The organism is Streptomyces sp. NPDC032822 (genome assembly GCF_055578825.1).
The window spans coordinates 665,437-680,430 of the sequence record NZ_JBVIOL010000003.1; the positions used below are offsets into that span (position 1 = coordinate 665,437).

Consider the following 14,994-nt stretch of genomic DNA (forward strand, 5'->3'; position numbering starts at 1 on the left):
ACGAAGCCTTCCCGGACTCTCCGAGTATGACCGGGAGTCGGACGGCACCCAGCCCCTCCGGCACGTCCGCGCCCGGGAGTTCCGCGAGCGCCCTGCCCGACACCAGCGGTTTGCCGCGCCACTGTCGGTCGCCGACCAGGACGTGGGGCAGGTCGACGACGGCGGAGTCCACCAACAGGGGCCAGGCCGCGGGCAGTCCGGGCGGGGTACTGCCGCCGTACTCCCTGCCGGTCTCCCCGGTCGCCGTGTCCATGGAGGCGAACTCCGGTCGGTGCGTCCATGACGGCACGCCGGCAGGACGGTCGAAGCCCCTCGGGGCAGGCGTCTCAGGACACCGGCGGCACCGAGACCGCCATCACCATCTCCATCGGGACATCGCCCTGATTGCCGTAGGTGTGGGGGGTGTTGGCCTCGAAGGTGGCGCTCGCGCCGTGCGGGACGCGGTACTCGGCGCCGTCGACGGTGAGGGTCAGCTCGCCCGCCGTGACATGGACCAGTTCGACCGTGCCGGTGGGGTGCGGTTCGGAGGGGCTGCTCTCGCCCGGCATCAGCCGCCAGTCCCACATCTCCAGCGGGCCGGGCGCCTCGGTGCCCGCGAGGAGCCGGTTGTAACTGCCGGCGTCGGTGTGCCACAGGCGGACGGCCCGGTCCGCGGGGACGACCCGGACCTTCGGGCCCTGCTCGTAGTCGAGCAGGGTGGTGATGCTGACGCCGAGCGCGTCGCCGATCTTCACGACCGTGCCGAGGCTGGGGTTGGTCCGCGCCTGTTCGATCTGGATGAGCATGCCGCGGCTGACTCCGGCGCGGGCGGCGAGCACGTCCAGGGTGAATCCGCGCACCGAGCGCCAGTGTTTGACGTTGCGCGCCAGGGACTGGGTCAGCAGGTCGAGGTCCGACACATTCCGTCCAACATCTAGGCCAATATTCTGAATGACAGAGTTCAATCGACTGCACTACGGTGTGGTGCACCCGATCGTTCGCCGAACTGTACTGCGAGGCACCCGTGACAGCACTCTTCGCCCTGGTCACCAGCCTCCTGTGGGGCCTGGCCGACTTCGGCGGCGGACTGCTGACGCGACGCATCCCGGCGCTGACGGTGGTGGTCGTCTCGCAGACCATCGCCGCGGTCGTGCTGGGCACGGTCGTGCAGGCCACCGGGGCCTGGTCACAGGCCGGTCCGCTCCTGTGGTTCGCGGTGGCGGCCGGCGTGGTGGGGCCCGTGGCCCTGCTCTGCTTCTACAAGGCGCTCGCGCTGGGCCCGATGGGCGTCGTCTCCCCGCTCGCCACCCTCAGCGTGGCCGTCCCGGTCGGCGTCGGACTCTCCTTGGGTGAGCGTCCGGGCGTCCTCCAGGTCGCGGGGATCGCGGTCGCCGTGGCCGGGGTCGTCCTCGCGGGCGGACCGCAGCTGCGGGGCGCGCCCGTGCAGCGCCGGACGATCCTCCTCACCCTGGTCGCGGCCCTCGGCTTCGGCACGGTGTTCGCGCTGATCGCGGAGGCGTCGACCACCCTCACCGGCCTCTTCCTCGCCCTCTTCGTGCAGCGGGTGACCAACGTGGCCGTCGGCGGTGCCGCACTCCTCGTCTCCGTGCGGCGGGGCGACACTGCCCTTCCCGAGGGCGGCTTCCCCTGGCCCTCGCTGCCGGCGCTCGCCTTCGTGGGGCTGGCGGACGTCGCGGCGAACGGCACCTACTCGATCGCCGCCCGGCACGGCCCGGTCACCGTCGCCGCCGTGCTCGCCTCGCTGTACCCGGTGGTGACCGCCCTGGCCGCACGCGGCTTCCTCAGCGAACGGCTGCGGGCGGTCCAGGCGGCGGGCGCGGGCCTGGCACTGGTGGGCACACTGCTGCTCGCGACGGGCTGAGATCGCCGTTCGGGGCCGATCCCGGCCGTGTCGCCACCCCTGGTCCCGGCCCTGGCCCTGTTGCTGTCCCTGTTGCTGCCCCTGTGCGGTCCCGACACGGAAACCGATCCCCGTCCCGGTCCCGCTCAGTCCATCTCGGCGAGCCTCGCCACCGTCTCCTCGTCCAGGTCGGCCAGCCTGCTCAGCTGCTCCGGGGTGACCCCCTCGGGGATCGGCACCGGGGCCGGTGTCCGCAGCGGCGGCTGCCAGCCGTCACCGGGAGTCCAGCGCCGTACGACCCTCGCGGGCGCCCCCGCCACCACGGCGTGGTCGGGCACCACCCCGCGGACCACCGCCCCAGCGGCCACGACCACGTTCCGCCCGATCCGCGCGCCGGGCAGGATCACCGCGCCCGTTCCGATCCAGCACCCCGGCCCGATCTCCACCGGCTCCATCCGGGGCCACTGCTTCCCGATGGGCTCGTGCGGATCGTCGTAGGAGTGGTTCGTGGACGTGACGTAGACGTACGGCCCGAAGTAGCAGTCGCTGCCGATGGTGACCGTCGTGTCGGCGATGACGTGGCTGCCCCGGCCGAGGACGACCCCGTCGCCTATGCGCAGGATCGGGTCCGGGCCGAGGTCGAGGTCGGGCATCAGACCGGCCGTCAGGGTGACCTGTTCGCCGACGATGCAGTACGCCCCGAGGTGGATCCAGGGCTCGCCGAAGACCGTGCCGAGCGGGAAGGCCAGCCGGGTGCCCGTGCCGAGCGCGCCGAAGCGGAACCGTCCCGGGTGGGCGGCGGTGACGGAGCCGGTGCGCTGCACCCAGGCCCAGCCCGCGTGCACGGCCCGCTGCGCGAGGCCGCGGGGCCATGATGAGAACGTGTTCTTGCTCTTCGGCACCCGCACACCGTACTCAGCGTCACGGGAACCCATGAGGTCGAGGGCCTGTGATCTTCACCCCACCGGGTGGCGTACGGTGCCGCTTGAACCGACCAGGAGGAGAGGGCGATGACGCAGCAGGCGTTGATCACGGGCATCGGCGGCAGGGAACCGAAGCTGGACGGGGAGGCGTTCGTCGCCCCCACGGCCTCGGTCATCGGGGACGTGACGCTGGAGGCGGGTGCGTCCGTCTGGTACGGCGCGGTGCTGCGCGGCGACGTCGAGCGGATCTCCGTCGGAGCGCGGAGCAACATCCAGGACAACTGCACGCTGCACGCCGATCCCGGCTTCCCCGTCACCATCGGCGAGCGGGTGTCGGTCGGTCACAACGCCGTCGTGCACGGGGCGACCGTCGGGGACGACTGCCTGGTCGGCATGGGCGCCACGGTCCTCAACGGCGCGGTGATCGGGGCCGGTTCACTGGTCGCCGCGCAGGCACTGGTGCCGCAGGGCATGCGGGTCCCGCCGGGATCACTGGTGGCGGGCGTGCCCGCGAAGGTCAAGCGGGAACTGACGGAGGAGGAGCGTCAGGGCGTCACGCTGAACGGGACGCTGTACGCGGACCTGGCGAAGGCCCACCGGGAAGTGCACGGGGGCTAGAGCGACCCGACAGGGGCGCGGGGCCGTTTCCGAGGTGCGGCTCCGCCCGCGCGGGCGCGACCGGCCCGCGCCCGACGTCACTCCGCGGCGCCCACCGTCTCCACCTCGCGCACCGCGCCCTGCGCCTTCTTGGCCTTGCGCTTCAGCACCAGCATCGACGTGAGCCCGAACAGCACCGCCGCCACCAGCCCCAGCCACGAGAACCGCTTCAGCCACGACTCGGCGACGATCCCGACGTAGTAGATGACGGCGGTCGTGCCGCCCGCCCAGACGATTCCGCCGAGCACGTTGGCGATCAGGAACTTCCAGTACGGCATCCGCAGCACACCGGCGAGCGGCCCGGCGAAGATCCGCAGCAGGGCGACGAAGCGGCCGAAGAAGACGGCCCACATGCCCCACTTCTCGAAGGACCGCTCGGCCGTGGCGATGTGCCCCTCGCTGAAGTGCCGCGGGAACTTCCTGCCGAGCCAGGCGAGCAGCGGCCGTCCGCCCTTGCGGCCGATGGCGTAGCCGATGGAGTCGCCGACGATCGCGCCGGCGGTGGCACAGGCGCCGAGGATCACGGGGTCGATACCCGCGTGCTGGGAGGAGAGCAGGGCCGCCGACACCAGGATGATCTCCCCGGGCAGCGGGATGCCCAGGCTCTCCAGCCCGATGACGATTCCCACGAGTGCGTAGACGGCGACCGCGGGCACCGTGTCGAGCCAGTCCTGGACGTGCAACGCCGGTTCCTCCGAATTCGCGTCCCTGCATTCCCGATTCCCGGCGTGCGCCCGGGACACGGGCGCACGCCGGGGAAGCCTACCGGGTCACCGGGACGCCTCGGCGCCCCACAGGTCGCACCGGTGCTCGCGGCCCACGGCGTCGCTGACGACGTTCCCGCCCCGGGACGCCGTCCGCAGGGAGAGCACGGCACCCGGCCGGCCCGGCATGACCGGCTGCCCGTCGGCGCGCGGTACTCCGTCCCGGACGAAGGAGCCCCAGTACTGGACCATCTGCCGCGCCAGCAGCCGCTGTTCGGCGTTGAGCGGCGAGTCGAGTCCGAAGTGGCGGAAGAGGTACTGCACCTCGTTCACATGGGTCGCCCCGAAGTCGAAGTCGGTGTGCAGGTTGCGCAGGGAGGCGAAGGGCGGGGAGGTGCGGTCGGCGAACTCGTACGCGTAGACCGGTCCGCGTCCGGCGAGCGCCCGGTCCAGGCGCAGCGCGGGACAGGCGAAGAGCTGGTCGCCCTGCGCGGTGGCGTACGCGAGGGTCGGCGAGGGGTACGCGGAGAGCGGGTAGCGCGCGAGCGCCCGCTCTCCGAAGTCCGTGCGCATGACGGTGGGGTACCGCTCGGCGCTGAGCGGGGTGCCGCTCAGGTCGAAGCGGGAGAACGCGAAGAGCCGTCCCTCGTCGCTGTTGGCCCCGTTCAGTACCGGCACCCCGGCGGCGGCCCCCTTCTCGATGGCCTGCCGGGGCTGCACGGGCAGCACCGCCCCGCCGGTCACCGGGCCCCAGTCCATGCCGGCCTGGGCGGTGAGGATCTCGGCGGCGGATCTGCCGCGCAGACACGCGGGGCTCGCGCACCCGAGCTTCTCGGCGAAGGCGGCTCCGTCGGCCACGGCCGCCCGGTGGGTGCGGGCCGCGCAGTCGTCGTAGGCGCCGCTCTGGACGATGCCCGCCCGGAAGAGGCCCCGCGCGGTGGGTGAGGCCAGCTGGGTGCAGACCGAGCGGCCGCCCGCCGACTCGCCGGCGATGGTGACGCGGCCCGGATCACCGCCGAAGGAGCCGACGTTGGCGCGCACCCAGCGCAGCGCGGCCTGCTGGTCGAGCAGGCCGAAGTTGCCGGAGACGCCGTCGTCCGCCTCGTCGTCGAGTCCGGTCGTGGCGAGGAAACCCAGCGCGCCCAGGCGGTAGTTGACGGTCACGACGACCGTCCCGGTCTGCCGCGCGAAGGCGTCGGGGACGACGTCCCGGCCGGCGCCCGCGGTGAGGCCCCCGCCGTGGAACCAGACCATGACGGCCCGCCGGGCGGTGCCTTCGGGGACGTACACGTTCAGATCCAGACAGCTCTCGGTGTACGACGGCTGCTCGTATCCCGGATCCCAACTGGCGCTCTGTACGCAGGTGTTGCCGAAGTCCTGTGCTGTACGCACCCCGTGCCAGGGCCGGACGGGCCGCGGCTCCCTCCAGCGGAGGTTCCCGACGGGCGGCTCGGCGTAGGGGATGCCGAGGAACTGCCGTCCCTCGGTGGTGCTCTCGCCGCGGATCCGGCCCGCGTCGGTGCGGACGACCGGATCCGTCCGCTGGACCGCATGGCTCGGATCCGGGATGAGGAGGGTGGCCGCGAGGGCGGCCAGGGCGACGGCCGCGCGCCGGATCATGCGCCCACCTCCGCGTTCGTCCGCAGCCGCAGATCGCCCGACGACGCCCCGACCCACACCGAGCGGCGGCCCGTCCCGAGCAGCCAGTCGTGCCGCTTCGGATCCCACGAGGACAGCGTGCGGGCGTCGACCCGAACGGACACCCGCCGCCGCTCGCCCGCCCCGAGCACCAGCCGCCGGTACCCGCCCAACACCCTTACCGCCTGGTCGAGTCGGATCCGCGGCGAGGGCCCGATGTACACCTGGGGCACCGAAACCCCCTTGCGGCGCCCGGTGTTGCGGACGGTGAAGGTCACGTCGAGACCGCCGCGATGCCACCAGGTCGAGATGTTCTCGTAGGAGAAGGAGGTGTACGACAGCCCGTGGCCGAAGGGGAACAGGGGCCGTACGCCCTCGGCGTCGTACCAGCGGTAGCCGGCGTGGATGCCCTCCGAGTACTCCTGGACACCGTTCACGCCCGGGTAGCGGAGGGGATCGCCGGCGACGGGGTGGTGGTCGTCGTCGGTCGGGAAGGACTGGGTGAGCCGGCCGCCGGGATCGGTGTCGCCGAACAGGACGGCGGTGGTCGCGGCGGCGCCCTCCTGGCCCGGGTAGTACATCTGGAGCACGGCGCCGGTGCGGCGCAGCCAGGGCATCGACGTGGACGACGAGGTGTTGAGGACGACGGTGGTGCGCGGGTTGGCCGCCGCCACCGCCTCGATCAGCCGCTCCTGGTTGCCCGGGAGGGCGACGGTGGTCCGGTCCTGGCCCTCGGTGGCGTCCTCGTAGGCGAACAGGACGACGTGCCGGGCGGCGCGGGCAGCGCGCACGGCGTCGGTCACGTCCTGGGCCCGGGTGCCGACGGTGATGCGCCGCAGCCGGAACAGCAGTCCGGAGGTGCCGCCCTGTGCGGTGATCCGCAGGGTGTGGGCGCCCTTGGAGAGCTTGAGGGCCTTGCGGCGCACGGTCAGCCCGTCGGGTGCGGTGTTGACCAGGCCGCCGGGGAAGAACTCGCCCCAGCCGGAGGCGAGCGGGAAGAGTTCCTCCCCGTCGAGCAGCACCTTGGGGCGGTCGACCGGCGAGGACGAGAAGTGCAGGACGAGCGTCCACTCCTCGGTGTCCGGGACGGTGAGCCTCCCGTCGTACGTCCAGCTCTGCCCGGCGCCGACCTCCTGTCCCTCGCTGTCGAGGCCGGGGCTCAGGGCGGAGGCGGGGACGGCCTTGCCGAAGAGGTCCTCGCCGACCGCGTACGTCACCTCCGCGCCGGCGCGGGACCTGATCGTGTCGAGGGGACTGTCGGCGTGGTCGGGGACGACATAGGCGCTGCCGCCGCCGCTGACGAAGGGGAGCAGTCCTGTCGGGCCGATCACGGCGATGCTGTCGCCGCCGGTCAGGGGCAGGGTGCCGCGTTCGTTGCGCAGCAGGGTCGCGCCCGCCTCGGCGACCTCGCGGGCGACGGCGGCACCCGCCTTCGCGTCGCGTTCGGGGCGTGCGGGCGCACTGCCGTCGAGCAGTCCGAAGCGGTCCATGACGGCGAGGATCCGGCGTACGGCCCGGTCGACGTACCGCTCGGACACGCTGCCGCTCTCCACGGCCGTCTTCAGCGCCGCACCGAAGTAGGTGCCGTCGGGCATCTCCATGTCGAGGCCGGCGGTGAGTGCCTTCTTCGTGCTGTGGGCGGCGAACCAGTCGGTCATGACCCAGCCGTCGAAGCCCCAGCGCTCGCGCAGGATGTCGGTGAGCAGGGTCTTGTTCTCGCAGGCGAAGGTTCCGTTGACCCTGTTGTAGGCGCCCATCACCGCGCCCGCGCCGACGCCGACGGCCGCTTCGAAGCCGCGGAGCTCCAGTTCGTGCATGGTCTGCTCGTCGACGCGGACGTCGACGGTGTTGCGGTCCTTCTCCTGGTTGTTCATCGCGTAGTGCTTGACCGTCGCGACGAGGCCCTCGTCCTGGATGCCCTCGATCTCGGCGGCGACCAGGTCGCAGGAGAGCAGCGGGTCCTCGCCGAACGTCTCGAAGTTGCGGCCCGCGTAGGGGGTGCGGATGAGGTTGACCATCGGGGACAGCAGCACGTCCTGGCCCAGGGCGCGGCCCTCGTGGCCGATGACACGGCCGTAGCGGCGGGCGAGGCCCGGGTCGAAGGCGGAGGCCAGCAGGACGGGGGCGGGCAGGGCGGTGGCGTGTCTGGTGACGCGGACGCCGGCCGGGCCGTCGGCGAGGCGGAGCGGCGGGATGCCGAGGCGTTCCACTCCGGGGATGTAGCCCGCCTGACCGAGCGGGGCGGGGTCGGTGGCGCCGTGCAGCAGGGAGATCTTCTCGTCGAGGCCGAGCTTCGCGATGAGGCCTTCGACGCGCGGACCCGCGCCCTCGTCGAGCCGGTCCTGGGCGTAGGCGCGGGACGGCGGGGTCAGCCGGCTGGTGGCCGCCGTGGCGACGACGATCGCCACGCCCAGCAGTCGCAGGGCGGATCGGCGGGAGACGGTGGAAACAGTGTCGGTCACGGGCCGTCACTCCTTCGGTGTGCGGGCACGACGATGTGAACCGCGGACGCTCCCCGGCCTCCCGGTCTGCTTTCGCCCTATGAACGCACTATGCGTCAGGAGCGACTTGACAATCCGTGAGAAACGCCAAGGGTGCGTCGGAAAGGTAGGTCCGAGGCTGAATCGTGTCAATGAGTCGAACAGAAATCGACCTCATGCCCACAACAAACGAAGCAGGGGCCACCCCGACGGGGGTGGCCCCTGGCGCCCGGCCGACCGACCGGCCGACGGACCCGTCCGCTGTCCGCCGAACCGGCCGGTCGATGACCGACTAGCCGACGGCCGACCGGCCGAGCAGCGTGCCGGTCGCCGTGGTGAGGGTCGTGTCCAGGCTCGCGCCGAGGGTCGAGGTGACGGTGTCGGTGACCGATCCCACCGCGCCCAGGACGGCTCCCGGAAGGTTCCCGGCGTCCTCGACGGGCGCGGCCGTCCCGGGGTCGCCGCCGCTGTCGGCATCGACCTGGGCCATCCGTCTCTCGAACTCCGGCGGCGCCACCGGCGCGTCCTGCGGGGCCCCGGAATCCTGGTGCGGCCGACCTGCGTCGGGCGACGGCGAGCCGGTCGGGGTCGGGTCCGGCGTCGAGCCCGGGGTGCCGGAGCTGTCGTCCTCCGCGTCGCCCCGCTTCTCGGAGTCACCCGTGTCGCCGCTCGCGGCTTCCAGCACCCAGCGCTGCTTCGCCGCCCCGTCCCGCTCGGCGACGACCACGGTCTTCCCCGAGCCGGGCGCCACGAGCAGTCCCTTGCCGCGGCGCAGCAGCAGTTCGCCGCGGACGGTGAGGTCGTAGCGGACCTCACCGGGGTGCACCACGCAGTCGGCCAGGACGACCGAGCCCTTGTCGGCGTCGGCGTCCAGGCAGAGGGTGGGATCGGCGGCGCTGCGCAGCATTCCGTCGTCCTGGTACGACCACTGCTGGGAGTCGGCCGCGGAGCAGTCCACCAGCACGGCCGCGACGCCGTCGGCGGCTCGTCCGCCGCGCGCGTCCAGGCAGAGACCGGCGGCGACGTTGCGCAGTCTGCCGTGTCCGACCTCGACGGGGCTGCCCACGGAGGCCGCGGACGGCGATCCGCCGGGCGTCCCGTCTTCCGTGGGGTCCGGGGAGACGGAGTTCCCGCTGACCGCGCCCCAGGTGGCCTGCGATCCGGCGACCTGGCCGTCGTCCGACCAGCCCCGCGCCACGAACACGGTCGCCAGGAGGGCGAGGGAGGTCAGACCGGCGCCCACGAGCACCGCCTTCGGGTGCCTGCGCTGCGCGGCGAAGAGGCCGGCCGAGGCGGGGCGATGGCGGCCGGCGAGCCTCGGACGCACGGCGGGCCGGGTGGCGGTCGCGGCGTCGCCGGTACTCCGGCCGGGCCGCGAGTCGAGATAGCGGCGGGCGCCCCAGCCGAGCACGGTCTCGGCGAGCAGTTCCTCCAACCCGCCCTCGAAATGGCTGAGTTGTTCGGCCGCGTGCCGGCAGTACCGGCACCCCATCAGATGCTGTTGGACATCGGGCAGCAGGGAGCCGCCCCGGCGAATGGGGACGTCGAGGAGACGGTTGTAGAAGCGGCATTCCCTGCCGGGCGCGAGTTCCCGGTGGGCGCGCACACAGCCGGCCCGGAATTGCTCCCGTGCCTGCTCCAGGGCGGCCGACGCCCGCGCCGCGTCCACCCCCAGCAGACCGGCCGGTACGGATATGGACTCGGCCTCGACCTCCGTGTGCCACAGGAGGCATTGGGAGGCTCCCGGAAGTGACCGGAAAGCTCGCTCGGCGAGCTTTCGCCTTTCGGGGGTGGCCGGCCTCGCCGCCCGCAGCCCCCGGCCGCCGGTCGGTTTGCGGAGTTCCGGAAGTACGGTGGAAATCCCGTCGTCCGTGGCCCACTCCCTGACGGTCTCCCGCACCGCCTTCAGGAGTTGGGGTCGCACGGCCCCGTCCCCCGCATGCCCCAGCACCCGATGGAACGCGGCGGCGGTCGCCATCGACGCCGAGTCCGCGGACGAGACCAGGCAGATGAGCGCGTAGTCGTGGGTCGCCCTCCAGTGCCGGGCCATCAGCAGTGCGACGGCGTGGGCGTCGGCGCCCGCGCCGTCGAGCCGGGCCATGAGGTCCCGGTCCGATTCCCCGGGGCTCGATCCCGGCCGGGGCGGGTACGGGGGCCGTGGTGGGTAGGGGGATTGCACTGGACCAATTCCTTCCAAGCCGCAGTACGGCATGCGAAATGCGCGTCCGTAGGAAAGCAGGTGCCTGATTGGTGCGTACCTATGCCGCGTCAGGTGCGGGGTCGGTTTTGAGCAGTCGGTTATGAGCCGTTGGTCAAGGGGCGCTCACTTTTGCACAAACGGATCACAGGAAACAAGAAGTTCGAGTGACCGATGTTCAAAAAGGGGCCGCTTCAGAAAAGTTACCGGCGGTATCCGCACCAGCATTCGAAAAAAGACCGGAGTCGGTCAGTCAAGTTGTGTACGCCGAAGCCCGGTTGACACCGTTGGTACACGAAATCTTCAAATGTCCGTCGGCCCACAGCGGGCTCCGAGGTTTCTCTCGGGATGCTCTCATCACCGTGGGCCACCATGAACCGCATGATCGTCCCCCACACGACACCCAGCGCCGCCCCCGCTCGTCCCGCCCGTCCCGCCCGATCCGTCGGCGCCGTCCGCAAGGCGGTCGTTCCCGCCGCCGGCCTCGGCACCCGGTTCCTGCCCGCGACGAAGGCCACGCCCAAGGAGATGCTGCCGGTCGTCGACAAGCCGGCCATCCAGTACGTCGTCGAGGAGGCCGCAGCGGCCGGACTGAACGACGTCCTGATGGTCACCGGCCGCCACAAGCGGGCCATCGAGGACCACTTCGACCACGCCTTCGAACTGGAGCAGGCCCTCGCCGCCAAGGGCGACGCCGTACGCCTGGACGCCGTCCGCGACCCGGCCCGCCTCGCCGACATCCACCACATCCGCCAGGGCGAGCCCCTCGGCCTCGGCCACGCGGTGCTCTGCGCCCGCCGCCATGTCGGCGACCAGCCGTTCGCCGTCCTGCTCGGCGACGACCTGATAGACCCGCGCGAGACCCTGCTCAGCCGGATGCTCGACGTCCGCGAGCAGCACGCCGGAAGCGTGGTCGCCCTCATGGAGGTGCCCCGCGAACAGATCCACCTCTACGGCTGCGCGGCCGTCGAACCGACCGGGGAGGACGACGTCGTCCGGGTCACCGGCCTGATCGAGAAGCCGTCGGCGCAGGACGCCCCCAGCGCCTACGCGGTCATCGGCCGGTACGTCCTTGACCCCGCCGTCTTCGACACCCTGGAACGCACCCCGCCCGGACGCGGCGGCGAGATCCAGCTCACCGACGCCCTCCAGGAACTCGCCGCCGGCGGCACGGTCCACGGAGTCGTCTTCAACGGCCTCCGCTACGACACCGGCGACAAGGCCGACTACCTACGCACCGTCGTCCGCCTCGCCTGCGACCGCCCCGACCTCGGCCCCGAATTCACGACATGGCTGAAGGAGTTCGTCGCGGGCCTGGAGAGCGCGGGGACGGCGGGGAGCGAGCGGTTCGCCGCCTGATCGGGCGGCCGGCGGTGGCGATGTCGGTTGCCGAGCGCGCGATTCGCGTCGGCGGCGGCGGGGACCTCCGGCCGTGCCGCCCGCCCGAGGACGCCGATCCGGTGCCGCCCCCTGTTCGCAGACCGGCGCCGAGCCCGCCCTACCCCGAAGGGTGCTGGTCGCGTCGCACGCTCCCCGACCGGCACCTCACCTCTCCTCACCTCTGAACCCCTCTGGTCCTCTCTGGTCCCAGCCCTCCCCGTACCGTCACTCAGCCGTTGGGCCGGAGGGTCCAGATCACCGTCATCTCCGTCGTCACCGCTCCGTCCGCGCGCTGGATGGCGACGGACACCGGGAACTCCGGGCGATGGCCCGCGTCGAGTTCGGCGACGACGTCGGCGGCGGGACGGCCGAGCGTCGCGGTGGCGGTCACCGGCCCCAGGGCGATCTTCCTGAACGCGATCTCGGCGGTGACCGGAAGCGGCACGGCGCGCGAGAGCTGGTCCCCGAAGGCGGCCAGGACGATCGCGCCACTGGCCGACTCCCCCAGCGTGAACATCGCACCCGCGTGCGGCCCGCCGACGTGGTTGCGGTACTCGCCCTGGTCCGGAAGGGCCAGGACGGCCTTCTCCGGGGTGGTCTCCAGGTACTCCAGGTTCAGGGTGCGAACCATCGGCACCGTGGCGGCGAGCAACTCGCCGATGGACATCTGATCTGCGCTCATACCGGCATGTTACCCATGAGTAGCCTCGCGGGGCCAGAGCCGCGGGATGATCGCCGTATCCTTACCGCCCATGTGGCCAGGACAGCAGCCGCCGGGGGACGGGCAGAGCCCGCAGCAGCACCCGGCCGACGGAAACCCGTACCGGCAGCCCGGATACCAGCAGCCGAACCCCTACGGCGGACAGCAGCCGTGGGACGCCCCCACCGTGGTGCCCGCGCCACCGGCCGGCGGACGGCGCACGAAAGTGATGGCGATCACCGCGGCGGCGGCCGTGGTCGTGGCCTCCGCGGTGACCGGAGCGGTGCTCCTGAGCGGCGGCACGGACGACAAGGCAGGACCCGGCCCGTCGACCCCTTCGACCTCGGCCTCGGCCTCCGCTTCGGAGAATCCCCGCGGCGCCGACGACCTGAAGCCCACCGTGGCGGGCTGGAAGGTGGTGGTCAATCCCGACCTGGGTGTCGCCTTCGACGTGCCGTCCGACTGGGCTCCGCAGTCGAAGAGCTGGGTCTCCTGGGTCTCGGAGGACGACGATCCGGAGGAGAAGCCCCTCGTCGCCATGAAGGCCCCCGCCTTCCTCAAGGAGGAGTGGTGCGGGTCGGACGACGACAAGGACGGCAAGACGGACTACACCTCGCTGGCCAGTGTGGGCACCAGGGGCAACAACGGGGCCAGGAACACCGACGCGATAGCCCGTACCGACTCCTCGACCTGGGTCTACGGCGCCTACACCCAGCCGGACCACAAGAAGGTCACGACCGGTCCGGTCGCCTCCTTCACCACCGCCTCCGGCCTCACCGGCAGCGTCGCCACGTCCCGGTCGTCCGGCGCCCCCGCGAAGGGCAAGTGCGACACCGAGGGCAAGGCGACGACCTTCGCCTTCAAGGACGACGACGGCGACTTCGCGTCCTGGTCGCTGGTCGGTGCCGCGGGCGTCGGCGACGAGGTTCCGGACGCCACGGTGAAGGAGATCATGAAGACCGTACGGCTCTACGCGACCGACGACGCGCGCTGATTTGCTACGTCCCTGACAAGGGGCAGTGACCGAATCGTGTCCCGGGCGGGGCTAGTGTGGCTGCCCATGTGGCCAGGACAGCAGCCGCCCGGGGGCGAGCAGAACCCGCAAGAGCAGAACAACCCGTACCAGCAGCCGGGGTACCAACAGCCGAATCCGTACCAGCAGCCCGGATTCCAGCAGCCCAATCCCTATGCGCAGCAGCCGCAGTGGGGGGCTCCGGGCCCGGCGGGCGCACCCGCCCCACCGCCCGGTGGAGGCGGCAACCGGACGAAGGTCGTCGCGATCGTGGCCGCGCTGGCCGTGGTCGCCGCCGCGGGCGTGACCGGATTCCTGGTCCTGGGCGGCGGTGACAAGGACGACACCGCCGACGGCAAGGACGCGAAGCCGTCCGCGACCGCGTCCGAGCCCAGCGCCTCCCCCTCGGAGGACAACCCGCGCGGCGGTGAGGGCGAGAAGGCGACCGTCAAGGGCTGGAAGATCGTCGTCAACCCCAAGTGGGGCACGGCCTTCGACGTGCCGGCGGACTGGGAGGTGCAGTCCCCGACCTCGGCCGTCGCCTTCGAGGAGGACAACTCCGACGAGCTGAAGCCGATCATCACGATGTCGGCGCCGGCGATCCTCAAGTCCAAGTGGTGCGAGTCCGACGACGACAAGGACGGCCAGACCGACACGATGTCCCTGGCCGCGACCGGCACCAAGGGCGCCAACGGCGCCAAGGACACCGACGAGATCGCGATCAACACCCCGGCGTGGTGGGTCTACGGCGGCTACACCCAGCCGGACAAGAAGAGCATCACGCTCGACAAGAAGGCCACGCCCTACACCACCGCGGCGGGCATCAAGGGCAGTTACGCCTGGGCGTCGTCGAAGGACACACCCGCGACGGGCAAGTGCGTGACCGACGGCAAGGCGATCACCTTCGGCTTCAAGAACTCGGCCGGGGACTTCGTGTCGTGGAACTTCTACGGCGCCAAGGACGTCAAGGAAGAGGTCTCCAAGGAGACCATCATGAAGATCCTCAGCACCGTACGGCTCCACGGGGACCCGACGGGCTGACGCCGGGCCACCCCTCTCGGCCTCCCGGCTTCCGGAACTGGGTCTACCGCAGATATCCGCGGTAGACCCAGTTCCCCACGATGACGTCGTCGTCGACCTGGCACCGCGCGATGCACACCCACGGCTGTCCGGAACTGTTCGTGCAGTCCCAGCGGGCGTTCACCTGGTTGTTCTTGTAGACGTGGTCGACGATCCGGGAGTCCGCCGAGAACCGCACATGCACCGGCACCTTCTCCCGCACGACGGTGTACTCCTGGGACTCCGGCCGACAGCTGAACCCGTCCGCCGAGGCGGGAGGGGCGTTCAGGACGGGGAGCGCGGCGCCGACCAGCGCGGCTGCGACCAGCAGAGACGAGAAGTGTTTCACCGGATCAACCTGTCCGTGCGCCGCGACGCGTGTCAAAGACCGCTGCTCCATCCGG

The 14,994-nt window shown here is 71.8% G+C and carries 13 protein-coding genes and 1 pseudogene; 5 read left to right on the top strand and 9 right to left on the bottom strand.

Features of this window, described 5'->3' with window-relative positions:
- Positions 1 to 46: 46 nt before the first annotated feature.
- Positions 47 to 271, bottom strand: a pseudogene (locus tag ACZ5VD_RS12120) (YbaK/EbsC family protein); the annotation flags it as partial.
- A gap of 55 nt (positions 272 to 326) precedes the next feature.
- On the bottom strand, positions 327 to 899 hold the full coding sequence (locus ACZ5VD_RS12125) for a helix-turn-helix domain-containing protein (RefSeq protein ID WP_468682163.1): 573 nt from the start codon (positions 897 to 899) through the stop codon (positions 327 to 329).
- 104 nt (positions 900 to 1,003) lie between these two features.
- Here ACZ5VD_RS12125 and ACZ5VD_RS12130 point away from each other — a divergent pair, with 104 nt between their 5' ends.
- A complete protein-coding gene (locus tag ACZ5VD_RS12130) occupies positions 1,004 to 1,861 on the top strand; it encodes an EamA family transporter (protein WP_468682164.1) in 858 nt (285 codons plus the stop codon).
- Between the two features lie 125 nt (positions 1,862 to 1,986).
- On the opposite strand, the gene ACZ5VD_RS12135 is transcribed toward ACZ5VD_RS12130, so the two are convergent.
- Positions 1,987 to 2,742: an acyltransferase gene (locus ACZ5VD_RS12135; RefSeq protein WP_468549911.1), complete on the bottom strand. Its 756-nt coding sequence runs from the start codon at positions 2,740 to 2,742 to the stop codon at positions 1,987 to 1,989.
- A 108-nt stretch (positions 2,743 to 2,850) separates the two neighbouring features.
- On the opposite strand from ACZ5VD_RS12135, the gene ACZ5VD_RS12140 reads away from it, so the two are divergent.
- On the top strand, positions 2,851 to 3,381 hold the full coding sequence (locus ACZ5VD_RS12140) for a gamma carbonic anhydrase family protein (protein WP_468549912.1): 531 nt from the start codon (positions 2,851 to 2,853) through the stop codon (positions 3,379 to 3,381).
- Between the two features lie 77 nt (positions 3,382 to 3,458).
- On the opposite strand, the gene ACZ5VD_RS12145 is transcribed toward ACZ5VD_RS12140, so the two are convergent.
- From ACZ5VD_RS12145 to ACZ5VD_RS12160, 4 genes are all read right to left on the bottom strand, one after another.
- Positions 3,459 to 4,103 (bottom strand): DedA family protein, encoded by a 645-nt coding sequence (locus ACZ5VD_RS12145; RefSeq protein WP_468549913.1) that lies wholly within the window; start codon positions 4,101 to 4,103, stop codon positions 3,459 to 3,461.
- 87 nt (positions 4,104 to 4,190) lie between these two features.
- The gene (locus ACZ5VD_RS12150; protein ID WP_468682165.1) at positions 4,191 to 5,744 is read right to left on the bottom strand and encodes a carboxylesterase/lipase family protein; all 1,554 of its coding nucleotides are present in this window, start codon (positions 5,742 to 5,744) and stop codon (positions 4,191 to 4,193) included.
- On the bottom strand, positions 5,741 to 8,224 hold the full coding sequence (locus ACZ5VD_RS12155; RefSeq protein WP_468682166.1) for a beta-glucosidase: 2,484 nt from the start codon (positions 8,222 to 8,224) through the stop codon (positions 5,741 to 5,743). The genes ACZ5VD_RS12150 and ACZ5VD_RS12155 overlap by 4 nt, the downstream gene beginning before the upstream one ends.
- A 310-nt stretch (positions 8,225 to 8,534) precedes the next feature.
- Positions 8,535 to 10,343, bottom strand: a complete 1,809-nt coding sequence (locus tag ACZ5VD_RS12160; protein WP_468549916.1) for a ricin-type beta-trefoil lectin domain protein — start codon at positions 10,341 to 10,343, stop codon at positions 8,535 to 8,537.
- A gap of 477 nt (positions 10,344 to 10,820) precedes the next feature.
- Between ACZ5VD_RS12160 and galU the strand changes: the two genes are divergently transcribed.
- Positions 10,821 to 11,798, top strand: a complete 978-nt coding sequence (gene galU / locus ACZ5VD_RS12165; protein ID WP_468549917.1) for a UTP--glucose-1-phosphate uridylyltransferase GalU — start codon at positions 10,821 to 10,823, stop codon at positions 11,796 to 11,798.
- A gap of 250 nt (positions 11,799 to 12,048) precedes the next feature.
- Here galU and ACZ5VD_RS12170 read toward each other — a convergent pair whose 3' ends face one another.
- Positions 12,049 to 12,486 carry a DUF4442 domain-containing protein gene (locus ACZ5VD_RS12170; protein ID WP_468550006.1) on the bottom strand — a complete coding sequence of 146 codons (438 nt, stop codon included), beginning with the start codon at positions 12,484 to 12,486 and terminating at the stop codon, positions 12,049 to 12,051.
- Between the two features lie 85 nt (positions 12,487 to 12,571).
- Between ACZ5VD_RS12170 and ACZ5VD_RS12175 the strand changes: the two genes are divergently transcribed.
- Both ACZ5VD_RS12175 and ACZ5VD_RS12180 read left to right on the top strand, forming a co-directional pair.
- A complete protein-coding gene (locus ACZ5VD_RS12175) occupies positions 12,572 to 13,513 on the top strand; it encodes a DUF8017 domain-containing protein (protein ID WP_468682167.1) in 942 nt (313 codons plus the stop codon).
- Between the two features lie 66 nt (positions 13,514 to 13,579).
- On the top strand, positions 13,580 to 14,572 hold the full coding sequence (locus tag ACZ5VD_RS12180) for a DUF8017 domain-containing protein (protein WP_468549919.1): 993 nt from the start codon (positions 13,580 to 13,582) through the stop codon (positions 14,570 to 14,572).
- A 43-nt stretch (positions 14,573 to 14,615) separates the two neighbouring features.
- Here the strand turns inward: ACZ5VD_RS12180 and ACZ5VD_RS12185 are convergent, their stop codons facing one another.
- Complete coding sequence (locus ACZ5VD_RS12185) at positions 14,616 to 14,939, bottom strand: hypothetical protein (protein ID WP_468549920.1); 324 nt, start codon at positions 14,937 to 14,939, stop codon at positions 14,616 to 14,618.
- Positions 14,940 to 14,994 lie beyond the last annotated feature (55 nt).